Annotated in this window: 30 protein-coding genes; 15 read left to right on the top strand and 15 right to left on the bottom strand. The window is 61.1% G+C overall.

Translation table 11 applies throughout. The features are described 5' to 3' along the window. Position 1 precedes the first annotated feature (1 nt). Both PYR65_RS16275 and PYR65_RS16270 read left to right on the top strand, forming a co-directional pair. Positions 2 to 715, top strand: coding sequence for a sulfite exporter TauE/SafE family protein (locus PYR65_RS16275; RefSeq protein ID WP_407951335.1), 714 nt, complete (start codon positions 2 to 4; stop codon positions 713 to 715). Positions 716 to 847: 132 nt separating this feature from the next. After that, a complete protein-coding gene (locus tag PYR65_RS16270) occupies positions 848 to 1,333 on the top strand; it encodes a superoxide dismutase family protein (RefSeq protein ID WP_276121080.1) in 486 nt (161 codons plus the stop codon). Between the two features lie 24 nt (positions 1,334 to 1,357). Here the strand turns inward: PYR65_RS16270 and PYR65_RS16265 are convergent, their stop codons facing one another. From PYR65_RS16265 to PYR65_RS16225, 9 genes are all read right to left on the bottom strand, one after another. Next, positions 1,358 to 2,185, bottom strand: coding sequence for a mechanosensitive ion channel family protein (locus PYR65_RS16265; protein WP_276118717.1), 828 nt, complete (start codon positions 2,183 to 2,185; stop codon positions 1,358 to 1,360). 125 nt (positions 2,186 to 2,310) lie between these two features. Continuing rightward, positions 2,311 to 3,288, bottom strand: coding sequence for an NUDIX hydrolase (locus PYR65_RS16260; RefSeq protein WP_276118716.1), 978 nt, complete (start codon positions 3,286 to 3,288; stop codon positions 2,311 to 2,313). Then, positions 3,278 to 3,817 carry a tyrosine phosphatase family protein gene (locus PYR65_RS16255; RefSeq protein ID WP_276118715.1) on the bottom strand — a complete coding sequence of 180 codons (540 nt, stop codon included), beginning with the start codon at positions 3,815 to 3,817 and terminating at the stop codon, positions 3,278 to 3,280. Before PYR65_RS16255 ends, PYR65_RS16260 begins: the two co-directional genes overlap by 11 nt. 1 nt (position 3,818) lies before the next feature. Next, positions 3,819 to 4,427, bottom strand: a complete 609-nt coding sequence (locus PYR65_RS16250; RefSeq protein WP_276121079.1) for an HD family hydrolase — start codon at positions 4,425 to 4,427, stop codon at positions 3,819 to 3,821. After that, entirely contained in the window at positions 4,424 to 5,263 is an 840-nt protein-coding gene (gene ygfZ / locus PYR65_RS16245) for a CAF17-like 4Fe-4S cluster assembly/insertion protein YgfZ (RefSeq protein WP_276121078.1), read from the bottom strand. Before ygfZ ends, PYR65_RS16250 begins: the two co-directional genes overlap by 4 nt. A 73-nt stretch (positions 5,264 to 5,336) precedes the next feature. Then, positions 5,337 to 6,059: a hypothetical protein gene (locus PYR65_RS16240; RefSeq protein WP_407951242.1), complete on the bottom strand. Its 723-nt coding sequence runs from the start codon at positions 6,057 to 6,059 to the stop codon at positions 5,337 to 5,339. Between the two features lie 39 nt (positions 6,060 to 6,098). Beyond that, entirely contained in the window at positions 6,099 to 6,368 is a 270-nt protein-coding gene (locus PYR65_RS16235) for a hypothetical protein (RefSeq protein WP_113004128.1), read from the bottom strand. A 126-nt stretch (positions 6,369 to 6,494) separates the two neighbouring features. After that, positions 6,495 to 6,917, bottom strand: a complete 423-nt coding sequence (locus PYR65_RS16230) for a TIGR02301 family protein (RefSeq protein ID WP_276118712.1) — start codon at positions 6,915 to 6,917, stop codon at positions 6,495 to 6,497. A 54-nt stretch (positions 6,918 to 6,971) separates the two neighbouring features. Beyond that, positions 6,972 to 7,409, bottom strand: coding sequence for an NUDIX hydrolase (locus PYR65_RS16225; RefSeq protein ID WP_276118711.1), 438 nt, complete (start codon positions 7,407 to 7,409; stop codon positions 6,972 to 6,974). Positions 7,410 to 7,522: 113 nt separating this feature from the next. Here PYR65_RS16225 and PYR65_RS16220 point away from each other — a divergent pair, with 113 nt between their 5' ends. Genes PYR65_RS16220 through PYR65_RS16210 form a run of 3 tightly spaced genes read left to right on the top strand, consistent with a single transcriptional unit; the run spans position 7,523 to position 9,256 of the window. Beyond that, positions 7,523 to 7,792: a hypothetical protein gene (locus PYR65_RS16220; RefSeq protein ID WP_244490300.1), complete on the top strand. Its 270-nt coding sequence runs from the start codon at positions 7,523 to 7,525 to the stop codon at positions 7,790 to 7,792. Then, the gene (locus PYR65_RS16215; protein WP_276118710.1) at positions 7,789 to 8,475 is read left to right on the top strand and encodes a nucleotidyl transferase AbiEii/AbiGii toxin family protein; all 687 of its coding nucleotides are present in this window, start codon (positions 7,789 to 7,791) and stop codon (positions 8,473 to 8,475) included. Before PYR65_RS16220 ends, PYR65_RS16215 begins: the two co-directional genes overlap by 4 nt. A gap of 1 nt (position 8,476) precedes the next feature. Continuing rightward, positions 8,477 to 9,256 (top strand): SOS response-associated peptidase, encoded by a 780-nt coding sequence (locus PYR65_RS16210; protein WP_276118709.1) that lies wholly within the window; start codon positions 8,477 to 8,479, stop codon positions 9,254 to 9,256. A 20-nt stretch (positions 9,257 to 9,276) separates the two neighbouring features. Here the strand turns inward: PYR65_RS16210 and PYR65_RS16205 are convergent, their stop codons facing one another. Then, entirely contained in the window at positions 9,277 to 9,414 is a 138-nt protein-coding gene (locus tag PYR65_RS16205) for a hypothetical protein (RefSeq protein ID WP_200953657.1), read from the bottom strand. A 413-nt stretch (positions 9,415 to 9,827) separates the two neighbouring features. Here PYR65_RS16205 and cysS point away from each other — a divergent pair, with 413 nt between their 5' ends. From cysS to cimA, 8 genes are all read left to right on the top strand, one after another. Then, on the top strand, positions 9,828 to 11,219 hold the full coding sequence (gene cysS / locus PYR65_RS16200; RefSeq protein ID WP_276118708.1) for a cysteine--tRNA ligase: 1,392 nt from the start codon (positions 9,828 to 9,830) through the stop codon (positions 11,217 to 11,219). 56 nt (positions 11,220 to 11,275) lie between these two features. Next, entirely contained in the window at positions 11,276 to 11,530 is a 255-nt protein-coding gene (locus PYR65_RS16195; RefSeq protein WP_276118707.1) for an antitoxin, read from the top strand. A 14-nt stretch (positions 11,531 to 11,544) separates the two neighbouring features. Continuing rightward, entirely contained in the window at positions 11,545 to 11,949 is a 405-nt protein-coding gene (locus PYR65_RS16190; protein ID WP_407951334.1) for a type II toxin-antitoxin system VapC family toxin, read from the top strand. Continuing rightward, on the top strand, positions 11,946 to 12,428 hold the full coding sequence (locus tag PYR65_RS16185) for a GFA family protein (protein ID WP_060641371.1): 483 nt from the start codon (positions 11,946 to 11,948) through the stop codon (positions 12,426 to 12,428). The genes PYR65_RS16190 and PYR65_RS16185 overlap by 4 nt, the downstream gene beginning before the upstream one ends. Continuing rightward, positions 12,425 to 12,919, top strand: coding sequence for a GFA family protein (locus tag PYR65_RS16180; RefSeq protein WP_276118705.1), 495 nt, complete (start codon positions 12,425 to 12,427; stop codon positions 12,917 to 12,919). The genes PYR65_RS16185 and PYR65_RS16180 overlap by 4 nt, the downstream gene beginning before the upstream one ends. Before the next feature lies 1 nt (position 12,920). Beyond that, the gene (locus PYR65_RS16175; RefSeq protein ID WP_276118704.1) at positions 12,921 to 13,391 is read left to right on the top strand and encodes a GFA family protein; all 471 of its coding nucleotides are present in this window, start codon (positions 12,921 to 12,923) and stop codon (positions 13,389 to 13,391) included. Between the two features lie 35 nt (positions 13,392 to 13,426). Further along, positions 13,427 to 14,386, top strand: a complete 960-nt coding sequence (gene pip / locus PYR65_RS16170; protein WP_276118703.1) for a prolyl aminopeptidase — start codon at positions 13,427 to 13,429, stop codon at positions 14,384 to 14,386. A gap of 159 nt (positions 14,387 to 14,545) precedes the next feature. Beyond that, a complete protein-coding gene (gene cimA / locus PYR65_RS16165) occupies positions 14,546 to 16,162 on the top strand; it encodes a citramalate synthase (protein WP_276118702.1) in 1,617 nt (538 codons plus the stop codon). Positions 16,163 to 16,171: 9 nt separating this feature from the next. Here cimA and PYR65_RS16160 read toward each other — a convergent pair whose 3' ends face one another. The 3 genes from PYR65_RS16160 to PYR65_RS16150 form a co-directional block, all read right to left on the bottom strand. After that, positions 16,172 to 16,471, bottom strand: coding sequence for a type II toxin-antitoxin system RelE/ParE family toxin (locus PYR65_RS16160; RefSeq protein ID WP_276118701.1), 300 nt, complete (start codon positions 16,469 to 16,471; stop codon positions 16,172 to 16,174). Beyond that, positions 16,468 to 16,755 carry a ribbon-helix-helix domain-containing protein gene (locus tag PYR65_RS16155; RefSeq protein WP_276118700.1) on the bottom strand — a complete coding sequence of 96 codons (288 nt, stop codon included), beginning with the start codon at positions 16,753 to 16,755 and terminating at the stop codon, positions 16,468 to 16,470. The genes PYR65_RS16160 and PYR65_RS16155 overlap by 4 nt, the downstream gene beginning before the upstream one ends. A gap of 103 nt (positions 16,756 to 16,858) precedes the next feature. After that, complete coding sequence (locus PYR65_RS16150; RefSeq protein ID WP_276118699.1) at positions 16,859 to 18,844, bottom strand: bifunctional 2',3'-cyclic-nucleotide 2'-phosphodiesterase/3'-nucleotidase; 1,986 nt, start codon at positions 18,842 to 18,844, stop codon at positions 16,859 to 16,861. Positions 18,845 to 19,085: 241 nt separating this feature from the next. Here PYR65_RS16150 and rarD point away from each other — a divergent pair, with 241 nt between their 5' ends. Beyond that, positions 19,086 to 20,024, top strand: coding sequence for an EamA family transporter RarD (gene rarD, locus PYR65_RS16145; RefSeq protein WP_276118698.1), 939 nt, complete (start codon positions 19,086 to 19,088; stop codon positions 20,022 to 20,024). Positions 20,025 to 20,069: 45 nt separating this feature from the next. Here the strand turns inward: rarD and PYR65_RS16140 are convergent, their stop codons facing one another. Together PYR65_RS16140 and PYR65_RS16135 are read right to left on the bottom strand one after the other, a co-directional pair. Next, positions 20,070 to 20,306, bottom strand: coding sequence for a transcriptional regulator (locus PYR65_RS16140; protein ID WP_276118697.1), 237 nt, complete (start codon positions 20,304 to 20,306; stop codon positions 20,070 to 20,072). 113 nt (positions 20,307 to 20,419) lie between these two features. Then, entirely contained in the window at positions 20,420 to 21,040 is a 621-nt protein-coding gene (locus PYR65_RS16135; RefSeq protein WP_276121077.1) for an LOG family protein, read from the bottom strand. A 258-nt stretch (positions 21,041 to 21,298) separates the two neighbouring features. Here PYR65_RS16135 and PYR65_RS16130 point away from each other — a divergent pair, with 258 nt between their 5' ends. Continuing rightward, entirely contained in the window at positions 21,299 to 23,302 is a 2,004-nt protein-coding gene (locus PYR65_RS16130; RefSeq protein ID WP_276118696.1) for a LysM peptidoglycan-binding domain-containing protein, read from the top strand. Positions 23,303 to 23,492: the final 190 nt, after the last annotated feature.

Raw genomic sequence — 23,492 nt, 5'->3', positions numbered from 1 at the left:
GATGTTCGTCGTCATCGGTTTTTTCGCGCAATTGGTCGATGGCGCGCTCGGCATGGCCTTTGGTCTTTTGTCCACCACCAGTCTGCTCGCCGTCGGCATGCCGCCGGCAACGGCGAGCGCCATGACGCATATCGCCGAGATTTTCACCACTGCCGCCTCCGGCGCCTCCCATACCTACCAGCGCAATATCGACTGGCGCCTTGTTGCGCGTTTAGCGCCGGCCGGCATGATCGGCGGCGCGCTGGGTGCCTATGGCGTCTCTAATGTCGATGGCGAGATGATCGAGCCGTTCGTCTCGGCCTATCTGGTGCTGGTCGGCGTCTATATCCTGTTCAAGGCGTTCCGTCCGCTCTGGCTGCGCGAGGTCCGTGATTGGGCGGTGCCGTTCATCGGTCTTGGCGGCGGCGCGCTGGATGCGGCCGGCGGCGGTGGCTGGGGACCGATCGTCACGACCTCGCTGATCGGCCGTGGCCATGATCCGAAAAAGGTCATCGGCTCCACCAGCCTCACCGAATTCGCCGTCACCCTGACGATTTCGGCGACCTTCGTGATGACGCTCGGCTGGTCGGATCTGGGCTCCGCCATCGGTCTCGTCATTGGTGGCGTGCTCGCGGCCCCGATCGGCGCGCTTGTCGTCAAGCACTTGCCGGTGCGGCCGCTGATGATTGCCGTTGCGCTTATCATCATCGCCACATCGGCGGTGCGGATTTTCTGATCCGGCGCTTGCTGCAAGTGAGAGGTGCGCTGCGGTTGATGATGGAACCGCCGGCGTCATCAGGCGTTGCATCTTGAGGACATCACCCCACCGGAGGACTCTCTCATGAAACGCCTGATCACCACACTCGCCATGGTTCTCGTCACGACGGGTGCCGCCTTTGCACAACCGTCATCGCAGACGGCGGTCGCCAATTTCGTCGGGAAGGATGGCAAGGAAACCGGACGGGCGTCGCTGACGCAGGGCAAGAACGGTGTGCTGATCGAGGTGGAAGTGACAAACCTGCCGCCGGGAAAATGGGTGGCCTTCCATGTGCATGAAACCGGCAAATGCGACGCAGCGCACAATCACGAATCGGCCGGTAAGCATTTCAATCCCGGCGAGACCGAGCATGGGTTCCTCGCGGCGAATGGCCCGCATGCCGGTGATATGCCCAATCAGTATGTCGGCGCGGATGGCGTCATGCGCGCCCAGGTTTTCAACAGTATGGTGGTGCTCGACAATGCCGAAAACGGCATTCGCGGCCGGGCGCTGATGGTGCATGCGAAGTCGGATGACAATCGCAGCCAGCCGTCCGGCGATGCCGGCGACAGGCTTGCCTGCGCCGTCATCGAGTAACCGGCGGACCGGCGAGGCTCCGGCTCACACCGCTGCCGGTTCCTCCTCGCCGGGTTGCTCCGGCAAATAGAAGACGCGTTTTGCCGCCCGCAGCATCTCGCGTGTCGTCGCCCACCAGCGTCCGGTCGCAACCCAGTAGCGCAGTGTCAAGGAGGTGCCGTCCTTGCTGAGATCGGCGATGAAGGTTGAGGGGGCGGGCGCGTGCTCTATTGCGGGATGGTCCTTGGCAAGCTCCAGCAGAGTGGCCTGCGCCGCGTCCAGATCTTCGTCATTGCCGATCACCACTGTCAGATCATGACGGCGCAACCGCTCGCGGCTGTAATTGGTAACGGGAACGTTCCAAAGCGTCGAATTGGGCGCCAGCCGGTAGAGACCGTCGGCTGTGCGCAGTTCCGTGGCAAACAGGCCGATTTCGGTGACGGTGCCGGTCACCGCCGGGGTCTCGATCGATTCTCCGACCCGGAACGGCCGCAGCACCAGAAGCATGATGCCCGCAGCAATATTTTGCAGCGTTCCCTGCAGCGCCAGTCCGACGGCGAGGCCTGCGGCGCCCAATGCCGCGATGATCGAGGCCGTCTGGACCCCGAACTGGCCGAGAACCGTGATGAAGACGAGGAGGAGGATTGCGTACCGCACGATGTTGGAAAAGAACCGTGCCAGCGTCTCGTCGATGCCATGGACCCTGGAAAGCCCGGAATAGGCCCAATTGTGCAAAACGCGCGATATGACCCAGCCAAGGAACAGCAGGATAACCGCCCCGAACGTCGAGAAGGAATATTGAACCGCGAGCGCGCTTGCTTGGCTCAGCGCCGTGCGCGTCGCGATGATGACGTCCGTTGCCTGTTGTTCCATCGTGCCTTTCCCTTGTCATGCTCGAAGGGGAGGGAGATGGAGCGCAGGGCGGATGGGTCAACCCTGAAATGACCGGCTTTGCGTCATCGGCCGCCGACTTTAGAGCCTCGTACGATAAATGCGTCTCATTTACCGTACGAGGCTCTAAGCCCTGGTGCGGGGCGTTCGTCGAGGATCTGGCGGCGAAAGCGGAAGAGTGCTGCGGGCCGCCCGCCGGTGGCAGCCGTTAGCATGCCAGTCGGTTCGACCAGCTCGGCACCCTCGACCAGGCGGCGGAAATTCTGCTTGTGCAGATGCCGCCCGGAAATCGCCTCGACCGTCGCCTGCAGGTCCGTCAGCGTGAATTCCGGCGGCATCAGTTCGAAGATCACCGGCCGGTATTTGATCTTGCCGCGCAGCCGCGCCACGGCGGTGGCAACGATGCGGCGATGATCGTGGCGCATGGTCAGGCCAAGCGGTGGTGTATTGCCCGGTGCCGCGCGTCCGTCGATGATGGCTTCGCCGACAAGACCCGCCTCATACAAAAGCTCGTAGCGCTCCAGAACGCGCTCCTCGTCCCAGGGGAAATCGTCGAGCCCGAAGGCAAGGCGGATGCGGGTCCGCCGCTGCGGCAGTCCCAAGCGCTCCTCCTGATGCCCGCCCTGTTCCCATTGGCGCAGCGCCGGAAGAATAAGCTGGTCGATCAGGAGCGGCCGGCCCTGCCGCCAGTCCTCCCAGGGCAGGTAGCTGTACCAGTCGCGCCAATGGGCGCCGGCCTCGGCCAGCCGTGCATTGTTTTCCGCATCGGTGCGGGTGAGCGCGAGATAGCCGACCGACACCATATGGGTGCTGCTGTCGCCGGCCATGCGGTGGCGGCCCTGGTCGCCGAATGTATAGAGCTGTTCGATATAACCAAGGTCGAGCGCCGTCTGCTGTTCGACGCTGTCGCGCAGGCTGTTTTCGAACGTCCGGTGACGGGCGGGATCGAACGGACCGAAGGGCAGGCCATCGCGGCTGTTTCCATGCTCGTCGCTGACGGCGAGAATGCGCGGCGAACGACTGGTGACGGCGACGATCGCCGCATTGAGGCCGATCTCGACGGCGGCGGTCCGCTCAGCCGGCATGAACGGCGGGCTCCGGCACGGGGGAAAAGATGAAGGGCACATTGCCATCCGTATCGGCACCACGGCCGATCGCCTTGATCGCAGCCACCAGCCGGCCATTGCGCGACAGCAACCGGTCGCCAATCTCGATCAGCCGGGAATTGGGCGTGACATAGGCGGAGGCGGCGCGAAGGCGCAGCGCAAGCTCCGTCTCGTCCTGATCGGGCGCGACCGCCAGCGCAGCAATGACGGCTGCCGCTGGCGAGCGCGAAATCCCCATCCAGCAATGGATCAGCAGCGGCGCCGACCGGTCCCATTGTCTAGCAAAGTCGATGATCTCCAGCACATGCTCTTCGCCCGGCGCCACCAACGCGGCATTTCCGGCAAAGGTAATATCGTTCATACCCAAAAGCAGATGACGGCTGGCCGCAATCACCGCCGGGCGATGAAAGCTCTGCTCCTTCGCCATCAGGCTGATCATTTCGCAGGCGCGGTGACGCACGGCCATCTCGGCGATACGCGACAGGGGCGAGATGACGATCACAGGCATCTCACAACACCGCCCGCAAAGCCGACCGTTCCGCCTCGATGGCGTCGAACCGTTCGGCAAACAGCTTTTGCGCCTCAAGGGCCGGAAGCGGATCGATCAGGATCATCTCGCGGGTAATGCCGCGCGGCTGGCCGAAGAATTTGCGGGCTTCGCTCAGCGAAAACCCGGCCAGAACGGTCGCCTCGAAATAGGCGGCGATCTGGTCGGCCTTCTTGATCCGGGTCTTCAGCTCGGCAGGCGCTGTCGCGGGAAGCCCGAAACGCAGGTGGATCGCGCCTTCCAGCCGTTTTTCGACAACCTTGTAGCCGCCGCCGACCACCGCCTTGAACGGCGAGATCATGTCGCCGATCACATATTCAGGGGCATCGTGCAGCAGCGCCATCTGGCAGTCGTCGGCCGTGTAGGGAAACTGGCGGCGGAAGATTTCCTCGACAACGAGGCTGTGCTGGGCAACGGAAAACGCATGGTTGCCGTTCGTCTGGCCGTTCCAGCGCGCAACGCGGGCCAGCCCATGGGCAATATCGGACAGTTCGACATCGAGCGGCGAGGGATCAAGCAGATCGAGCCGCCGTCCGGAAAGCATGCGCTGCCAGGCCCGGGCAGACATCAGGCGGTGGCCTCATCGGCCTCGGCCGGGAAATCGAGCCCGGTCCAGGCGGGCAGGGTGAGCGTTACCGCGACATCGCCGGCAAGGATCGGCTCGCCCGAGGCGATGGCTTCGCCAGCCTTGTCGATGCGCACGATCGCCAGACCCGAGCCGCCGATAACGCTGCCAAGCACACCGATCGAGCGGCCCTTGGCAGTGAGCGGGGTGCCGGTTTCCGGCAATGCCGTTTCCGCCGCGACGATCACGACACGGCGGCGCGCGGTGCCCCGGTGCTGCATGCGCGACACGACTTCCTGGCCGACATAGCAACCCTTCTTGAACGACAGCGCGCCGTTCTTGTCCATCAGCACGTCATGCGGAAACGCGTCCTGCAGCGCATAGTCGGCGCCCGACACCGCAATGCCGTTCGCGATGCGCAGGCGGTCGTAATCGCCGGCGCCCGTGGTGGCTCCAGCCGGTCCATAGACGCGGTAAACGGCCTGTCCGGCCTTGGCAAAGCGCGCATCGGCATAAGCGCCGGGGGCCGCATCGAAGCGGATGGACACATCGGCGGGATTGGTGAGCGCCAGCGAAATGGGCGCGCGCAGCTTGTACATGGTCAGCCGCTTCAACAGCGCCTCGGCCTGCTCGGTGCCTGTTTCAAGGCGGATTGTTGTGCCGTCGCGCGTGACCATGAAATCGAAGAGGATCTTGCCCTGCGGGGTCAGGAGCGCGCCTGGCTTGGCTTCGGCATCCTCGAGAAGGTCGAGATCGGTCGTGATCAGCGCCTGCAGGAAGTCCTGTGCGTCCTGTCCCGACACGGTAATCACGGCACGATCTTGAAGGGTGGCGGGCTGCATGGCATTTGTCCTGTTCATCAGGTCAAACAGGTAGGATTTCGCAAGCGTCGCGGCAAGCGCTTTGCGTGAGACGTCAGTCGCCAGCGACAAAAAATTTCCACTGTCCATCGGGCGTGATGCCGACACGGTAGAAATTATAGTTGCCGCCTTCTTCCATCTCGGCAAAATCGCCTGCTGTCACCAGCCGGAAAAGATCGACCTTTTCAGGCGGCGTTAGCGATGCAAGCGGCTTTTCGGTAAAATAGGGCCAGACATAGGCTTCGTCGGGCGTGCCCTTTTCCGTGAGCACGAAGCCGGTCGAGAGAACGTCGAGTAGGATCGCCAGGATCTCGATACCCTGCGGATCGCCGGACAGGCCCTTCAGCGTCTCAATGGGATCGGCATCGGTCTCGCCGACCTGGGTCTGGGTCGGGCCTTTGCCGAGCAGGGGGCGCAGGCGCTCGATATCGCCGGAGGCGGCAGCTTCCACGATCAGTTCGCGCATCCGGGCGACGGCGGGGGGGATTTTTGAAACGTCCGATAAAACTTCGACGGGGCCGGCAGGAGCCTGATCCTCGACGGTGTCATCCTTGACCGTACGTGCGGGCTTGTTGACCAGCGGATCCGGCATCGGGATCTGCATCGGCACTTTTTCGGCGGGCTTTTCTTCGGCCGGAACGTCCTTGGCCTTCTGGTCCTGGCTGACTTCGCCGGGGATCTGCTTCAATTCGCTCAGCGCAAAAGCGGCAGGCGGCGTGAGCAGGGAGGAGGAAAAAAGGCTGGCGAGCAACAACGCGGAAAGGCGAACCGCACGCATCCGGCATGCTGATATCTGACGTTCCATGATGGCCTCGAATTACTGCAGGGTGCGTTCCGGCGAGAATTCACCGGCCAGCATGCGCTCGCGAAGCGAATTCAGCATGGCCTCGGCCCCGTCTTCGCCATGAAGGCGGATCGTTTCACGCATGGCAAGCGCAATGGCAGCATCGGCAATGATTTCAGGTTCGATACCATCTGCCATGCCATCCGCCCAGGCCTCATTCTGGTGTTCCAGGGCTGCCTGCATCTTCTCATGAACAATCATGTCGTCGATGTCATTCAGACTGGGTTCCATCATTCGTTCCATGCCGTTTCACGCTCTTTACTTGACACCAGACTCAAGGGAGATGCCACTTCTTACCACTCTCTTAACAACCTTAGCAGCCTTTTCCCAAAACGACACGGGCTCCTGAAGAAAGAGGTTAATTTATCGTTAATTTCCAAAGCGGGCGGTTATTTCTGACGCAAGTGTTGCTCCTTCGGCACGGTATCGCTCGTCGGCAACGACGGCCGGCGGCGTGCAGGCCGTGTAAACCGAGGCAAATGTGCGGTAGCCGCGGTTGAACGCAGCGGTCATGCGCGCCCGACGCCCGGCTTCGCCCTTGGCCTCCTTGTCGAGCAATTCCTGCATCGATTGCCGCCAGCCATCGGCGGCCGGATCCTTGCAGAGCGTGCGCAAATAGTGAACGGAACCAAGGATTTCCGACAGGCGCAACAGGCGCGCATCATAGGGTGCGGGCTTCTCGGTGGCGGTAGCAGGCGTCTCCGATGGCGCAACGGTCTGTGCCTGCGCAATGAGCGGCAAACAGGCAAAAGCCAGAATAAGATACGATCGTGCGGCTTGAAAACGGATCATGGTCCTTTCAAGCCCCGAATCACGCCCAAGGGCAAGCGGATTTTGGCGCGGCTGTTATTGCTGGCGCAGGGCTTCGAGTTTTTCCACGCATTCCCGGACGCTGTCGGGGATTGGCAGGCCGAAGATCTCATCGGCCGTATACCAGCCGATATCGGCCGCATCGTCGGCGGCGATCGCAACGGACAAGGCATCGGCCTCGACCCTGAACACCGAAAGAAAGAAATGCCGCGCACCCGCCCCGTCGGATATGTTGGCGGGCAGGTCGTAGGTCTGAAATAGCAACGGATTGCGCGGCAGAATGCCGGTCTCTTCCTGAAACTCGCGCACGGCCGTCTGTGCCGGTGTCTCGCCAGCCTCAGCACGGCCGCCCGGAAAAGCATACATGTCGGCCGAAGGCGGATTGGCGCGGCGCACCAGCAGATAGCGTCCGTCCCGTTCGAGGATGGCGGATGAGGCAAGTTGGGGAGCGGCCGGGCTCATGTCGTCTTTCATCGAAGCAATTCCTATATGCTGGTCTATATTCCGGCTAATCAACCAAATACAATCGGAGCCAGCGAAGCAAGAGCATGGATATGACCGCACGCAGGATAGATCGGGAGGGCCTGATGCTCCTCGCCCAAAAATACATCTGGTGGAAATCCCCAAGTGATGCGGCGGATCAGCCGGAACGCGTCATCGCGCAGGTCATGAACATCGGAGATTTCGAAGACATCCAGCGTCTCGAAGCCTTGGCCGGAAACGACATGCTGGTCGAGGTTCTGAACCGGGCGGAGATCGGACAATTCACGCCGCGTTCCTGGACCTACTGGCATTACCGGCTCGGTATTGCCGATATCGACCAAGTGCCGCCGCTGCCCTCGCGGAGATTTGTGTGACTGCTCTCATTCCTCATCTGGAGACATTGCCTTTTGAGCAGCAGTCCATCTGGCCGCTGCTTCGGCCTGCGGCAAAGCTGGGTTTTGTCCTCTACGGCGGAACGGCAATTGCGTTGCTTCTTGGACACCGGCAATCCATCGATTTTGACTTCTTCATAGAGAAGACGCTGGATTTTGACGCACTTTATGACGCTATGCCGTTTCTGAGGACAGCCACCGTCGTTCAGCATGAACCAAATGCGCTCACGGTGCTTGCATCTGTATCGGGCCAGGCAGAGGCACCTGTAAAAATATCCTTCTTTGGCCCTGTTCGGACAGGCAGACTGGACATTCCGCAATTCACAGAGGACGGCGTCCTGGCTGTTGCATCGATCCTTGATCTATTCGCGACCAAGGTGAAAGTCCTGCTTCAGCGTATTGAAACGAAGGACTATCGGGATATCGCTGCCCTGATCACCGCAGGCGAGGATTTGGCACATGCGCTTGGTGGCGCGAGGGCTCTCTACGGGTTATCGTTCCAGCCGAGTGAAAGCTTGAAGGCGATGACCTATTTTGAGGGTGGTGACCTTCATCAGCTATCGCGACAGGAACGGCTCGTGCTTGTCAATGCGGCAAGCGCCGTAAAAACAATTCCTGATGTGGAAATTGCCGGTAAAAGCCTTTTAGCCGGGATGGGGGCCTGAGATGTGCGGTCGATTTGCGCTGACGGCGGCACCGGAACAGGTCGGGGAACGGTTTGCGATTCTTGAAAAAGAGGAATTCCCGGCGCGCTACAATATTGCGCCGACGCAGCCGATCCTTGTCGTCATGTCCGGCGAGCGCCAAAGGCCGGGCAGTAATTTGCCGGATCGCCGTGCGCTTCTGGTGCGCTGGGGGCTGACGCCGTCCTGGGTCAAGGATCCGCGTGATTTTCCGCTTCTGATCAATGCGCGCGCTGAAACGGCGGCTGAAAAGGCCTCGTTCAAGGCGGCCATGCGTCACCGGCGGGTGTTGATCCCGGCCTCGGGTTTCTATGAGTGGCACCGGCATTCGAAGGACAGCAAAGAGGCGTCGCAGGCCTATTGGATCAAACCGAGACACGGCGGCATCGTCGCCTTTGCCGGGCTGATGGAGACCTGGTCTTCGCCGGACGGATCTGAAGTCGATACCGGCGCCATCCTGACGACACATGCCAATGCGAGAATTGGCGATGTGCACGACCGCATGCCGGTGGTGATCAAGCCGGAGGACTTTGCCCGCTGGCTTGATTGCAGGACGCAGGAACCGCGCGATGTCGCTGATTTGCTGTCTCCGGCCGATGACGATTATTTCGACGTCATCCCCGTGTCGGACCGGGTCAACAAAGTGGCTAATACCGGCGCTGATCTTCAGACGCCGGTGCATGTGGCTGAACGGCCCCAAGCAAAGCCGTCCGCCGCAAAGCCGAAAGACCCGCCTTCAGATCCGCAGCTGTCGCTCTTTTGAGCGATCAGGCTTGCAAGCGATCAGGCTGGCTTTTTCACCGGCTTCGGCTTGATCTGCAGCGCGGCGGCAAGCACGGCCTTCAGGCCGAGCGGACGGTATTGCTCGACGAGATTGGCCGCCGCTCGCGGACTGTTCCCTTCGGTTTTTGTAGCAGGCATTTCAAATTCTCCTCAGATGCTTTCCCTAAGCGGTTACGCTTCGTTCCAAATGGTTTGCACCAGAACGGCGTTCCTTATTGTGCCCCAGGAAACAGGCATTAATGTGCAAGTGCTCAAAGCCCTGTATCCCCGGACATCCGGCGTCTCCAGATAAGCTCAATCATGACAAAACGATGACGAACTATCCACTATCAGACTATAAGATGCTGGAGCGCGGCTGACCTCTTGACCGGAACCGATCGAAGCGCGATAAAGCACCCCATGAAAACGGTTATCTGCATTATCTGCCGGATTATTATTCGCTAGCCCCAACGCTGGCCTGGCCGTTTTCGTCTCCCAAAAATCAAGATGACAACGCGATGGTCCAGCCGGGCGCCTGCGTGATTCGGTCTTATGCGGAAGGGGAGATTGGAATGGACGAACTGCCGGAATTGAAATTGTACAACACGCTGACGCGGGAGAAGGCGGTCTTTGCGCCGATCGATCCCGGCAATGTCCGCATGTATGTCTGCGGCCCGACGGTCTATGACTTCGCCCATATCGGCAATGCCCGCCCGGTCATCGTCTTTGATGTGCTCTACCGGCTGCTGCGCCATGTCTATGGCGCAAGCCATGTGACCTATGCCCGCAACATCACCGACGTCGATGACAAGATCAATGCGCGGGCGCTGCGGGATTTCCCCAACCTGCCGCTGAACGACGCCATCCGCGCTGTAACCGAAAAGACCGAAACGCAGTTTCTGGACGATGCCAAGGCACTCGGCACGCTGGAGCCGGACGTACAGCCGCGCGCCACCGACAATATTGCTCAGATGATCGAGATCATCGAGGCGCTGATTGCCAAGGGCCACGCCTATGCGGCGGGTGAAGACGTGCTGTTCGATACCCGCTCCATGGCGGACTATGGGCAATTGTCGAAGCGCAATCTCGAAGAACAGCAGGCCGGCGCCCGCATCGCCGTCGATGCGCACAAGAAGAACCCGCAGGATTTCGTGCTGTGGAAACTCTCGTCCGACAATGAGCCCGGCTGGGAAAGCCCGTGGGGCAGGGGGCGTCCGGGCTGGCATATCGAATGCTCGGCGATGAGCCAGCGCTATCTCGGCGAAACCTTCGATATCCATGGCGGCGGGCTGGACCTGATCTTCCCGCACCACGAAAACGAGATCGCCCAGTCGCGTTGCGCCCATGGCACCCAAGTGATGGCCAATGTCTGGATGCACAACGGCTTCGTGCAGGTCGAAGGCCGCAAGATGTCGAAATCGGACGGCAATTTCGTCACCATCCATGACCTGCTGCACACCGAGAATTTTGGCGGCCGCAAATGGCCGGGCCCGGTGCTGCGCCTGGCCATGCTGATGACGCATTACCGCGAACCGATCGATTTTTCGATGAAGCGGCTGGAGGAGGCCGAGCGCCTGCTGGCCAAATGGCCTGCCGGAAAGCCCGGCGATGCCGCCCCGGACGCGTCCGTGCTCGCCGCCCTGGCCGATGATATCAACACGGTCGCAGCGGTGCAGGCCCTGCATGCACTGGCTTCCGCCGCCAATGCCGACCCTTCCGTGCTGCCGGTTTTTGCCGCTAGTGCGGCTCTGCTCGGTGTTTTGCCGCAGGAGACGGAAGTCGATGGCGCGGTAGCATCGGCCGTTGACGCGCTGGTGGCCATGCGGCTTGAAATGCTGAAGGCCAGGAACTTCGCCGAAGCCGACAAGATCCGCGACGATCTCGCCGCCAAGGGCATCCAGCTCAAGGACGGCAAGGATGCTCAGACGGGAGAACGGGTCACGGCGTGGGAGGTCAAGCGCTGACCTTGTGTTGCTGACAATCAAGGCATATGCTGAGGCCTATGCTGAAGGAGCCTGTCATGACTGTGATCCATGTGGATGAGGGACGCGAGGTCAAACTCTTTCGCAACGGCCGTAACCAGGCCGTCCGCATTCCCGTGGAATTCGAACTGCCGGGAAACGAGGCGATCATGCGCAAGGAAGGCGACTGCTTGATCATCGAGCCGAAAAAGAAGAGCGGATTGCTGGAATGGCTTCGGGCGCAGGAGCCGCTGGACGAGGAGTTCCCTGATCTGGATGAAAAGAGCCCTCCGCCGAAGGATTTCGATCTGTGAGCGGCCTGGTTTACATGCTCGATACGAACATTCTCTCGGATACGATCCGCAATCCGTTTGGCGTTGCCAGCCAGTATATGGAGCGGGTCAGTGAGGATGCGCTTTGCGTGAGCGCCATCGTTGCCTCCGAGATGCGTTACGGGATCAGGAAAAAGGGATCGCCCCGGCTATCCTATCTCGTCGAGAATACTTTATCCCGCATCGCCATCCTTCCTTATGACGACGCGGCCTCGCAGAGCTACAGCGTCATACGCACTGCTCTGGAACGTCAGGGCAAATCGATCGGCTTGGCCGACCTCTTGATCGCCGCCCATGCACTGTCGCTTGGTCTGACCATCGTCACAAACAACACCCGTGAATTTTCGCGGGTCGAGGGTTTGACGATTGAAAACTGGCTGGCGGCGGAGGAGCATCCATGACCGGTCCCGTCCATACCGGTGGCTGCCAATGCGGCGCCGTGCGCTTCCGCGTCGAGGGTGAGCTTGGCGATGCTTCCGTCTGCCATTGCCGCATGTGCCAGAAGGCTGCGGGAAATTTCTATCTGCCGCTGGTTTCCGTGCGCCAGGCAAAGCTGTCCTGGACACGCGGCGAACCCAAACGCTTTCAGTCTTCCAATGCTGCGTCACGCGGCTTTTGCAGCGATTGCGGCACGCCGCTCACCTATGAAGCGCCGGATGGCGTGGCGCTGACCATCGCCGCCTTCGACAGGCCGGAAGGTATCGTGCCCGTGATTCAGTGGGGCATCGAGGCCAAGCTGCCCTATGCCGACCACATCCCGCAACTGCCGGGCGAAGACACTATGGCCGATCAGGATGCCACATCGTTCCTTGCCGATCTCGTCTCCTATCAGCATCCCGACCACGATACGGAAACATGGCCGCCGGGAGAGCAAAAATGAGCATCGGCCGCATCTATACCGGCGGCTGCCAGTGCGGCGCGGTGCGTTACCGGGCGCAGGGAACGCTTGGAGATCCGCATCTCTGTCACTGCCGCATGTGCCAGAAGGCATCCGGCAACTATTTCATGCCACTCGCCAATGTGCCGCGCGTCAGCTTCTCCATCACCCGTGGCGCGCCGGGCTGGTTCCGCTCGTCGCATCTGGTGCGGCGTGGTTTCTGTTTTCTGTGCGGCACACCGCTGTTTTACGATATGCCGGAAGCCGATTTCATCAATATCGTGCTGGGCTCGCTTGATGATCCCTATGATGTGCGACCACTGACCCAATCCGGCGTCGAATCGCGCATGCCGTGGTTTTCGCATCTGCCGGGATTGCCGGGCACAGAAACGGATGACGGCAGCGAGGCAAGCGCGGAGCGGCATATCGCCATTCTGGAATCCAACCGCCAGCATCCCGACTATGATACGCAACATTGGCCATCGGAGGACTGACATGACAGAGACGACGAGAACCGGGGGCTGCCAGTGCGGCGCCGTTCGCTTCAAGATCCATGGTGCGCTCGGCCGCCCCTCGATCTGCCATTGCCGCATGTGCCAGAAGGCCTTCGGCGGCTTTTTCAGCCCACTCGTCACCGTCAAGGGCGAGACGGAATGGACCCGCGGCGAGCCCACCTATTTCCAGTCTTCCATCAATATTGCCCGCGGCTTCTGTGCTGCCTGCGGCACGCCCTTGACCTATAAACATCCCGGCGGGCTGGAAATCGCCATCGGCGCCTTCGATGACCGCAGCGATCTCGCGCCGCAGATCCAAGTCAATTTCGCCGCCCGCAATGCCTGGGTGACGACGATCTTTGACCAGCCGGTGCATGAGGACCCCGACTTTTACATGCGGCAGGAGCAGATCATCTCCTTCCAGCATCCCGACCACGATACGCAGGTCTGGCCGCAATTTCCCGATGCCTGATTGAAACGCCCGCAATTCCCCTGAAAGCAGACAGCATGACCGAAATTTTCCGCACGCTCTATCCTGAAATCGAGGCCTATGCCTCCGGCCATCTCGACGTTGGCGACGGCCACATGGTCTATTGGGAAAAGTCCGGCACACCGGGGGCCAAGCCCGCCGTTTTTCTGCATGGCGGCCCCGGCGGCACGATCTCGCCCAGCCATCGCCGCCTGTTCGATCCGAAGCTCTATGACGTCACGCTGTTCGACCAGCGCGGTTGCGGCAAGTCGACGCCGCATGCGGAACTGGACGCCAACACCACCTGGCATCTGGTCGATGATATCGAGCGGCTGCGCGAGATGGCCGGTGTCGAGCAATGGCTTGTCTTCGGCGGCTCATGGGGCTCGACGCTGGCTTTGGCCTATGCGCAGAAGCATCCGCAGCGCGTGTCCGAGCTTGTCGTGCGCGGCATCTATACGCTGACCAAGGCCGAGCTGGACTGGTACTATCAGTTCGGCGTCTCGCAAATGTTCCCCGACAAATGGGAACGCTTCCTGGCGCCGATCCCGGAAAACGAACGCCATGAAATGATGCTTGCCTATCACCGGCGCCTGACCAGCGATGACCGCGCGACCCGTCTTGCCGCCGCCAAGGCCTGGAGCATCTGGGAGGGCGAGACGATCACGCTTCTGCCGGAGCCGTCGACCTCGACGCCGTTCGAGCAGGAAGACTATGCCCACGCCTTTGCCCGCATCGAAAACCACTATTTCGTCAATGCCGGCTGGCTGGACGAGGGGCAGCTGTTGCGCGATGCGCACAAGCTCCACGGCATCCCCGGCGTCATTATCCACGGCCGCTACGACATGCCATGCCCGGCGACCTATGCCTGGGCGCTGCACAAGGCCTGGCCGGAAGCCGAATTCCACCTGATCGAAGGCGCTGGGCATGCCTATTCCGAGCCCGGCATTCTCGACCAGCTGATCCGGGCGACGGACCGGTTTGCCGGGAAGGTTTAAAGGCCTTCCCCTCATCCGCCCTGCCGGGCACCTTCTCCCCGTAAACGGGGAGAAGGGACAAGCGGCATCCTCTGTCATCCCCTCTCCCCGCATGCGGGGAGAGGGCTAGGGTGAGGGGCCTTTTCAAAAGAATATTCCGTTCCTTTGGAGGGAACATCGATGACCCGCGACCGCATCCACCTCTTCGACACCACGCTGCGCGATGGCCAGCAGACGCCGGGCATTGATTTTTCCGTCGAGGACAAGATCGCGATTGCAGCGATGCTGGATGATTTTGGCATGGATTATGTTGAAGGCGGCTATCCCGGTGCCAATCCGACCGATACCGAATTCTTCAGCAAAAAGCGCACGAAGAACGCGCGTTTCGTCGCCTTCGGCATGACCAAGCGCGCCGGCGTGTCCGCCTCCAACGATCCGGGGCTGACCAGCCTTTTGCAGGCGCAGAGCGACGCGATCTGTCTTGTCGCCAAGAGCTGGGACTATCACGTCCGCGTCGCACTTGGCTGCACCAACGACGAAAATCTCGAATCGATCCAGTCCTCGGTCGAGGCTGTCATTGCCTCCGGCAAGGAAGCGATGATCGACTGCGAGCATTTCTTCGACGGCTACAAGGCCAATCCGTCCTATGCGCTGGCCTGCGCCAAAACCGCCTACGATGCCGGCGCCCGCTGGATCGTGCTGTGCGATACCAATGGCGGCACCCAGCCGCCGGAAATCCGCGAGATCGTCACGGCCGTCATTGCCCATGGCGTGCCCGGCGCCCATCTCGGCATCCATGCGCATAACGACACGGGCCAGGCGGTCGCCAATTCGCTGGCCGCCGTCGAGGCAGGCGTGCGCCAGATCCAGGGTACGCTGAACGGCATCGGCGAGCGTTGCGGCAATGCCAATCTGGTGACGCTGATCCCGACGCTGGCGCTGAAGGAAGCCTATACCAGCCGTTTCGAAACGGCGATCGATGCCGACCGGCTGCAGGAACTGACCCAACTGTCGCATTCCTTCGACGAGCTCCTCAACCGCTCGCCGGACCACCAGATGCCCTATGTCGGCGCGTCTGCCTTTGCCACCAAGGCCGGCATCCATGCGTCTGCTTTGTTGAAAGACCCGCGCACCTATGAGCATGTGACGCCCGAAAGCGTCGGCAACCTGCGCAAGGTCATGGTGTCCGACCAGGGCGGCAAGGCCAATTTCATCAACGCTCTGAAACGCCGCGGCATCACCGTCTCCAAGGACGACCCGAAGCTCGACCGGCTGATTTCCATCGTCAAGGAAAACGAGGCCACCGGCTATGCCTATGAAGGCGCCGACGCGAGCTTTGCCATCCTTGCCCAGCGAATCCTCGGTTCGGTGCCGGATTTCTTCCATGTCGAAAGCTTTCGCGTCATGGTCGAACGCCGCTTCGATGCCAATGGCAACCTGAAGACCGTTTCGGAAGCGGTGGTCAAGGTCTCGGTCGATGGTGAGGCTACCATGTCGGTCGCCGAGGGCCACGGCCCCGTCAACGCACTGGATCTTGCGCTGCGCAAGGATCTCGGCAAATACCAGTCGGAGATCGAGGATCTCGAACTGGTGGACTACAAGGTTCGTATCCTCAACGGCGGCACCGAGGCCATCACCCGCGTCCTCATCGAATCCGTCGATGGGACCGGCGCCCGCTGGTGGACGGTAGGCGTCTCCGACAACATTATCGACGCGTCTTTCCAGGCGCTGATGGATTCGATCGTGTTCAAGCTGTTGAAGAACCGCGATCAGGCGGGACTGGCGGCGGCGGAGTAGGGAGCGTTTTTATTCGTCTGAGAATCGAATGTCGCGCCCTCCGTAAAAGACGCGGATGATGAACACATTTGTATCTTCGATGAGAAAAGCAATCGTTGCTTGATGTTTGAAACCGACGAGACGAAGGCCGGGCAAAAGATCGTCCCGGCCCGTGCCACGATGCGGAAAAGTGTCGAGGCCGAGGCAATACCCGTAGATCTCAGCCACGTAGTTGCGCGCAATTCGCTCGCCTGAATTCCCTGCAATGTAATCGAAGACGTCTTCGAGATCAGCTGTCGCAGTCGGGGCGAAGGAGACCGCATAGTTCACGGCAAACGGGTTCCCTTTCTGGGGGAATCCATATGTGCCTGTAATCGCTTCCAGGCGTCTTGCGGCGATAAGGCGCTGCCAGGATCGCTCTTTATCTGTTGTGCGATCGGTACAACGTTTTCACGCAGCCATTTCTCGATCGCGGCATCTCTGGCTGCCAAACTTCGAAGGCCGTCTCGAATGACCTCGCTCTCGGTGGCATATTCACCGGACGCGACCTTGTCTTTCACCATTTTGGCCATTTCGAGCGGCAGGGTGATACTGAGAGATTGTGTTGTTCGCATGGATCATCTCCGCATTTTCTGCAGCCTATCATAACGCACGATTTAATCCTACGCAGCGCTCTTCTCAAGAAAAGCGAAGTCGACCCTGAGCAAGAACCTCACCTCACAACACCAACCGAAATTTCGCAAACCCATCGGCCCCGTCGCCCGCATCCTCGATCTTTGCGCCCTTCACATCCCCGATCAGGCCGCGCGCCTTCGGACCACTCTCGAACACTGCCGTAGCGCCCTTTACCGGCGCAAAGCTCCAGTTGCCGTCGGCTGACGGGTTGATCGTGCCCTCGGCGATGATGTAGCGGACGATCACGTCGCGGTTGGTGTCGGGGGCGGCAAACACCACCTTGTCGGCGGCGATCTCCGGGAATTTGCCGCCACCGCCGGCGCGATAGTTGTTGGAGGCGACAACGAATTTCTGTGCCGGGTCGATCGGCTTTCCCTCGAACGCGAGGTTCCGGATCCGCTTTGAATCCGGGTTCACGGCCTTGCCGTCACCGTCATATTTGGGCGGTTGCGACAGGTCGATCTGGTAGGTGACGCCGTCGATGATATCGAAATTGTAGGAGGGGAAACTGGTATTGAGGAGCGCCACGTCCTTTTCGCCGGGGGCGACGGTGTTGAACATGCCGGCCGACATTTCCAGCCAGTTCTTCACCTGCGCCCCGGTAATGACCACGGCCTGCACGGTATTGGGGTAGAGGTAGAGATCGGCAACGTTCTTGATGGCGATATCGCCGGCGGGCACATCGGTATAATAATCGGCGCCGCCGCGTCCGCCGGCCTTGAAGGGGGCCGCTGCCGAAAGCACCGGCAGGTCCTTGTAGTCCGTGTCTTTCAGCATGTCCTTGATGTACCAGGTCTGGGCATTGGAGACGATCTGCACGGAGGGATCGTCGGCCACCAGCGCGAAATAGGAATAGAGCGGGGCCGTGGTCTTGCCGACGGGCGTGCGGACATAGGCCAATGTTGCCTCATGCTCGGCGCTCGCGGCCGCGAGGATGTCGGCGCGGTCGGGCACGTCGGCAACGACCTTCTTGTCCTCGCGGTGATAGATCGGCCGCGCCTCGGTGGTGAAATCGGCGATCCTCCAGCGGTTTCCGTCCCGTTCCAAAAGCAGGTCGATGAGGCCGAGATGCGAACCCCAGAAGCCGGCCATGACGGCCGGTTTGCCAAGCAGCGTGCCCTTGACGGGATCGACCCCTTCGATGCCGTCAAAGCTTTTCGGTCCTGGAAAGACGAGGTGCTGGTGGCCGGTAAAGACCGCATCGATACCCTCGACGCCGGCCAGATAGAGCGAGGCATTCTCCATCCGGTCGGTCTGGCCCGAACCGTCGATGCCGGAATGCGAAAGCGCGATGATGAGGTCGGCGCCTTGCTCCTTCATGACGGGCACCCAGGCCCTGGCGGCCTCGACGATATCGCGGGTCTGCGCCTTGCCTTCGAGATTCTTGATATCCCACAGCATGATCTGCGGCGGTACGAAGCCGATAATGCCGATCTTCAGCTCGCTTGCGGCGCCCGCGCCATCGGTAATGGTTTTTTCGACGATCGTGTAGGGCTTGAAGAACAGGTCGTCGTCCTTCGGATTGGCGGCAAGCTGGCCCTTCGTCAGGTTGGCGCAGACATACGGGAAATTGGCCCCGCCCAGAACCTTGAACATATAGTCGAGGCCATAGTTGAACTCGTGATTGCCCAGCGTTCCCGCCTCGTAGCCAAGCACGTTCATCGCCTTGATGACCGGATGGAGATCGCCTTCCTTCATGCCATGCTGATAGGCCATGTAATCGCCCATCGGGTTGCCCTGCAGGAAGTCGCCATTATCGACGAGGAAGGAATTGCCGGCCTCGGCGCGGATCGCGTCGATGATCGAGGCGGTGCGGGCCAGGCCCAGCGTGTCGTTCGGCTTGTCGCCGTAATAGTCGTAGGGAAAGACATGGACGTGGATGTCGGTGGTTTCCATGATGCGCAGATGCGCCTGATTGGCGGCCGCGCGCGCAGCAAAGGGGTGCAGCAGGATGAGGGCGGAGGTGGCTGCGGCACCGCTGAGAAGCGAGCGGCGTGTGATCGGGTGGAGCGCAGGGATGGATGACATCTTTGAAGTTCCTTCGTCTGACCGGGTAGTGCCTGCGGGACCGTAGAGCGCCACACCGTGGAATGCACCCCGTAAAATCTGGCGTATCCCGCAAGGTTCCGTCACGATCTCCTGACAACGCTTTGTCAGCTTTGCTGTATTAAGGTTCACGGAAATGAATTGGTTGATCAATGGTCTTTGGAGTACGACGGCCACAACGACTGAGAGCTGCCATTGGGCGGCCGTAACGGGATGAAACGCCATGTCTGACGCGAAACAAACACCAGCGGTGCACAACGGCGATTCCCCGCGCGGCTTTGCCTTCGCGCTGACTGCCTATCTGCTCTGGGGCGTCCTGCCGTTCTTCATGAAGGCCGTCGCGCATATTCCGGCATCCGAGGTCGTCGCCCACCGGATCGTCTGGTCCGTGCCGCTGGCCGGCGCCGTGCTTATCCTGCTTGGCCGCACCGATGATATCAGGGTGGCGCTGCGCACCCCGCGCATGCTGAAGATGGCGATGCTGACGGCGATCCTGGTCACCATCAACTGGGGCATCTATGTCTGGGCGATCGGGGCGGGGCGGGCGCTGGAAACGGCCCTTGGCTATTACATCAATCCGCTATTCTCGATTTTCCTCGGCGCTGTCCTGTTGAAGGAAAAGCTCAATCCGGCGCAGATCGTCGCCATCGTTCTCGCCGCCATCGCCGTCGTCGTCCTTGCGTTTGACGCGGGCGGCCTGCCGTGGGTTTCCCTCAGTTTGGCGCTATCCTGGGGCTTGTATGCCTTCTTCCGCAAGACGCTGCCCGTCGGCCCCAACCAGGGTTTCTTTCTGGAAGTGCTGCTGCTCAGCATCCCCGCTCTTTGCTATATCGCCTATCTGGAATTCACCGGTCAGGGACATTTCACCGATACCGGCTGGGCCGATGTCGGCTGGCTTCTGGCCTGCGGCGTCGTGACGGCGGTGCCGCTGATGATCTATGCCAACGGCGCCAAGCTGCTGAGGCTCTCCACCATCGGCATCATGCAGTATATCGCCCCGACCATGATCTTCATCATCGCCGTCTTCGTCTTCCACGAGCCCTTCGGCACATCGAAGCTGATCGCCTTCATCCTGATCTGGGCGGCGCTGGCCGTCTATTCGACATCGATGATCATGGAAAGCCGCGCCCGCCGGGCAAGCGTGCCAAATCCGGCCGAGTAGCGAACCACGGATCGCGCTGCTTGTGCGTGCGATCCGCACCGCCGTTTACGTGGCGTTGTATCTGTTGAGAACGGCGGCGATGTCTTCGGCGCTGGCAAAGTTACCGCGGTCAGCATCCTCGATGCCGTCCTGCACGCCCTCGATCCACTTTTCCTGCCAGGCAAGAGAGCGGCCATGCGACAGGGCATCCTCGATGATCTGCTGACGCGTCAGGGCAGAGCGGGCTGCCAGCTTGTCGATGCGGCGGCTGAGGTCCTCGGAAATGACGTTCTTGTCGCTCATGGAATGATGGTCCCGGCTCACTATCGCCGGTAGAATACAACGCTGTGTCCAAGCGATCAACTCTGCAGAAACCGGCCCGAAGAGCATACCATATGCCGTCCGGGCCGAATGCATCACAGCTTGGCGATGATCCCGTCGTCGCCGTCGCGGTCGACCTGGCTTGCCCAATGGGCCAAAAGTGCCGGCACGACTTCCTCGGCTTGATCGATCACCAGCGGCTGGACGAGATGGGCGGTGTGGATGAAGCCGCTATCGGCCATGTGGTGGATGAGCTTCATCAACGGATCCCAGAAGCCGTTGATGTTGACGAGCACGATCGGCTTGCGGTGGCGGCCGAGCTGCGCCCAGGTCATCACCTCGACGATTTCCTCCAGCGTGCCGATGCCGCCCGGCAGGGTGACGAAGGCATCGGAGCGCTCGAACATCTTGTGCTTGCGCTCATGCATGTCGGGTGTGACGATCAGTTCGCTGAGCTGTCCCAGCGAATGACGGGTGGCCTCCATATCCATCAGGAATTCTGGTATAATGCCGGTAACACGGCCGCCATGCGAGAGAACGCCGCTGGCGACGGCGCCCATGATGCCTTTCGTGCCGCCGCCATAGACGAGGCGAAGATGATTTTCGGCGATGGATTTGCCAAGAATCCGGCCGGCTTCCATGAAGGACGGATCGCGCCCCGGCTGGGAGCCGCAATAGACACAAATGGATCGAATCGGGGTATTTTGCTCGCTCATGGCATAAAGAGACATCGCGGGGCTGCATGCGTCAAGAAAAATGACGGGAAACAGGGCTTTCCGGCGGTCTGAACATGCGGTGATGCTTGTGGAAAACCTCGGGAATCGTTAGCAATTTTTAAGCATGATCTGACGTTATGGACAGGCTGATTCCGTCCAGCAAGAACAGGCGGAAAGCTACGGGCATAAGGCTTGGAAAAAGCTGTCCCTCTGCGCCCATGGCGGGCGCTGATGGTTCCGGGTCATTTGGAGATGTGCATGATGAAGAACAAGGCCGGCTGGGTGGCCCTTATCGTCCTGGCAATTGCGTCGCTGCTGATGATTTTCTTTGTCATGCCCAATATCAACGGCGGCAAGGACAAGGTCACGGCGCAAGCGCCTGCCAATGATGCGGCCGGAGTAGCGGCGAACGAGCCGGGTGCAAAGCCAGCCTCGCCTGCGGATGCCGCAACGGCAGACGCCAAGGGCGCGCGCCCGACGGCTGGCGGCGAAACGGCGAATGCTCCGGCAACCGGAGCGGCACCTGCCGGGACCAACGGGACCGATCCGGCTGCCGCACTGACGGTACCGGGCTTCGACGTCCTGCGCGTCGAGCCGGATGGCTCCACCGTGATTGCCGGGCGGGCAGAGCCCAATAGCAAGGTTGAGATCGTCAATGGCGAGACGGTGGTCGGAACGGCAGATGCCGGTGTCACCGGTGATTTTGCCGCGATCTTCGACAAGCCGCTGCCGGCCGGTGACTATCAGCTGACGCTGCGCAGCACCGGCGAAAATGGCGTGACAAAATCCTCCGAAGAGGTCGCGACTGTCTCGATCCCGAAGGACAAGGCCGGCGAATTGCTGGCCATGGTGGCCAAGCCCGGCGAGGCAAGCCGCATCATCACCAAGCCCGAGGCTGACGGCACCACGGCGGCCGCAAAGCCCGCCGGGACGGAAACAACCTCCGGCGACGTAGCCAAGGCCGAGCCGGCACCGGCAACGGCCGCAACCGGTATTGCCAAGCCTGCACAGCTCGCCGCGCCCACGCAGACCCCATTGACTGGCGATGCGGCTGCCGTCACGGCAACCGGCGAGACACCGGCCGTCGCGGTTTCCGCCGTCGAGATCGAAGGCAAGAAGATTTTCGTGGCCGGCAATGCCAAGGCCGGTGCGCTGGTGCGCATCTATGCCGATGACAAGCTGGTGGGGGAAACCAAGACCGACGAGCAGGGCCGTTTCGTGGTCGATGGCACGCTCGATCTGCCGGTTGGCAATCACACGATCCGCGCCGACATGATGAACGCTGATGGCAGCAAGGTCGAGCTGCGCGCCGCCGTGCCGTTCGATCGTCCGGAAGGCGATCAGGTGGCAGCCGTGGCGCAGGGCAATGCGCAAGGCTCCGTCGTGCCGTTCGATGGCGGCAGTTTCGATGGCCTGCGGCTGGAGGCGACCAAGGCGCTGAGCCTGCTCAAGGGCCTGTTTGCCAATGGCAAGGTGCCGACGGCCGAAGAGCTGGCGGCGGCACGTTCCTCCACCGAAATCGCCCTGAAGTCGCTCGCCGATTTCAAGGTTGCCGACAATCTGGATGCCAATGTCAAGGAAATGGCAGCCAAGACAGCCAAGTCTGCGACCGATGCACTGACCATGCTGAAGGCCCTTCCGAAGGATGCGGCCAGCGTGTCGGCAGCGCTTGGCAAGATCGAGGCTGCGGTCGGCTCGGCGCTGATGCCGCGCACGGATGGCACCGGCAACGACGCGGTTGCAAGCCAGGCCGTAACGCCGGCACCGGCAAAGGATGCTGTTGCGGAGACGGCACCGGCAGCGGGCGGCGATGTTGCCAAGCCTGCAGATGTTGCAAAGCCTGCAGGTGACGCGACCCAGCCAGCACCGGTCGAAACCGCCCAGCAGCTTGCCGCACAGACAACCGCGCCGTCCACGGATGCAGGCGCTGCTGCGACGGCACCCGCAACGGACAACGCGGCTCCAGCGGCGGGCGCTGGGACCGCCGGGCAGACGGCAGCCGAGCCTGAAACCGTGCAGCAGGCGCCGTTGCAGCAGAGCAAGACCTCGGTCATCATCCGCCGTGGCGATACGCTCTGGCAGATCTCGCGCCGCCTGTATGGCGCTGGCGTGCGCTATACGACGATCTACCTGGCCAATGAGGACCAGATCACCGATCCCGACCGGATTCTGCCCGGCCAGGTCTTCGGCGTGCCGGACAAGGCGATGTCGGAAGCGGAATCGGAAGAGATGCACCGCAAGCATGTGAAGCATCTGCCCTGATCGCTTTTTGCTGCTGCTCCATTGCAGTTACCGAAAATGAGTCCTATCTGAAACACAAAGCGGCGCCTCACAAAGGCGCCGCTTTCCATTGGAAAATTGCGTTTGCGGCGCCTTCGTCGATGTCATCTTCCCCATGACATTCAAGGCGCGCAAGGACGGCTGCCGCAGACCGGCGGCCGGGAAATGAAGG

The organism is Pararhizobium qamdonense (assembly GCF_029277445.1).
In the GTDB taxonomy this organism is placed as follows: Bacteria; Pseudomonadota; Alphaproteobacteria; order Rhizobiales; family Rhizobiaceae; genus Pararhizobium; species Pararhizobium qamdonense.
This window is presented reverse-complemented; position numbering and strand designations above follow the sequence as displayed.

Bases quoted from the DNA above. Each gene is read 5' to 3' on its own strand.
- PYR65_RS16130 (WP_276118696.1), top strand. From the start codon at position 21,299: ATGATGAAGAACAAGGCCGGCTGGGTGGCCCTTATCGTCCTGGCAATT.
- PYR65_RS16255 (WP_276118715.1), bottom strand. From the start codon at position 3,817: ATGCCTGTGATCGTCATCTCGCCCCTGTCGCGTATCGCCGAGATGGCC.
- ygfZ (WP_276121078.1), bottom strand. From the start codon at position 5,263: ATGCAGCCCGCCACCCTTCAAGATCGTGCCGTGATTACCGTGTCGGGA.
- pip (WP_276118703.1), top strand. From the start codon at position 13,427: ATGACCGAAATTTTCCGCACGCTCTATCCTGAAATCGAGGCCTATGCC.
- PYR65_RS16135 (WP_276121077.1), bottom strand. From the start codon at position 21,040: ATGAGCGAGCAAAATACCCCGATTCGATCCATTTGTGTCTATTGCGGC.
- PYR65_RS16220 (WP_244490300.1), top strand. From the start codon at position 7,523: ATGCTCCTCGCCCAAAAATACATCTGGTGGAAATCCCCAAGTGATGCG.
- cysS (WP_276118708.1), top strand. From the start codon at position 9,828: ATGGACGAACTGCCGGAATTGAAATTGTACAACACGCTGACGCGGGAG.
- PYR65_RS16240 (WP_407951242.1), bottom strand. From the start codon at position 6,059: ATGCGTGCGGTTCGCCTTTCCGCGTTGTTGCTCGCCAGCCTTTTTTCC.
- PYR65_RS16225 (WP_276118711.1), bottom strand. From the start codon at position 7,409: ATGAAAGACGACATGAGCCCGGCCGCTCCCCAACTTGCCTCATCCGCC.
- PYR65_RS16235 (WP_113004128.1), bottom strand. From the start codon at position 6,368: ATGGAACGAATGATGGAACCCAGTCTGAATGACATCGACGACATGATT.
- PYR65_RS16185 (WP_060641371.1), top strand. From the start codon at position 11,946: ATGACCGGTCCCGTCCATACCGGTGGCTGCCAATGCGGCGCCGTGCGC.
- PYR65_RS16260 (WP_276118716.1), bottom strand. From the start codon at position 3,288: ATGCCGGCTGAGCGGACCGCCGCCGTCGAGATCGGCCTCAATGCGGCG.
- PYR65_RS16150 (WP_276118699.1), bottom strand. From the start codon at position 18,844: ATGTCATCCATCCCTGCGCTCCACCCGATCACACGCCGCTCGCTTCTC.
- PYR65_RS16270 (WP_276121080.1), top strand. From the start codon at position 848: ATGGTTCTCGTCACGACGGGTGCCGCCTTTGCACAACCGTCATCGCAG.
- PYR65_RS16180 (WP_276118705.1), top strand. From the start codon at position 12,425: ATGAGCATCGGCCGCATCTATACCGGCGGCTGCCAGTGCGGCGCGGTG.
- rarD (WP_276118698.1), top strand. From the start codon at position 19,086: ATGTCTGACGCGAAACAAACACCAGCGGTGCACAACGGCGATTCCCCG.
- PYR65_RS16265 (WP_276118717.1), bottom strand. From the start codon at position 2,185: ATGGAACAACAGGCAACGGACGTCATCATCGCGACGCGCACGGCGCTG.
- PYR65_RS16190 (WP_407951334.1), top strand. From the start codon at position 11,545: ATGCTCGATACGAACATTCTCTCGGATACGATCCGCAATCCGTTTGGC.
- cimA (WP_276118702.1), top strand. From the start codon at position 14,546: ATGACCCGCGACCGCATCCACCTCTTCGACACCACGCTGCGCGATGGC.
- PYR65_RS16210 (WP_276118709.1), top strand. From the start codon at position 8,477: ATGTGCGGTCGATTTGCGCTGACGGCGGCACCGGAACAGGTCGGGGAA.
- PYR65_RS16155 (WP_276118700.1), bottom strand. From the start codon at position 16,755: ATGCGAACAACACAATCTCTCAGTATCACCCTGCCGCTCGAAATGGCC.
- PYR65_RS16230 (WP_276118712.1), bottom strand. From the start codon at position 6,917: ATGATCCGTTTTCAAGCCGCACGATCGTATCTTATTCTGGCTTTTGCC.
- PYR65_RS16205 (WP_200953657.1), bottom strand. From the start codon at position 9,414: ATGCCTGCTACAAAAACCGAAGGGAACAGTCCGCGAGCGGCGGCCAAT.
- PYR65_RS16275 (WP_407951335.1), top strand. From the start codon at position 2: ATGTTCGTCGTCATCGGTTTTTTCGCGCAATTGGTCGATGGCGCGCTC.
- PYR65_RS16195 (WP_276118707.1), top strand. From the start codon at position 11,276: ATGACTGTGATCCATGTGGATGAGGGACGCGAGGTCAAACTCTTTCGC.
- PYR65_RS16175 (WP_276118704.1), top strand. From the start codon at position 12,921: ATGACAGAGACGACGAGAACCGGGGGCTGCCAGTGCGGCGCCGTTCGC.
- PYR65_RS16140 (WP_276118697.1), bottom strand. From the start codon at position 20,306: ATGAGCGACAAGAACGTCATTTCCGAGGACCTCAGCCGCCGCATCGAC.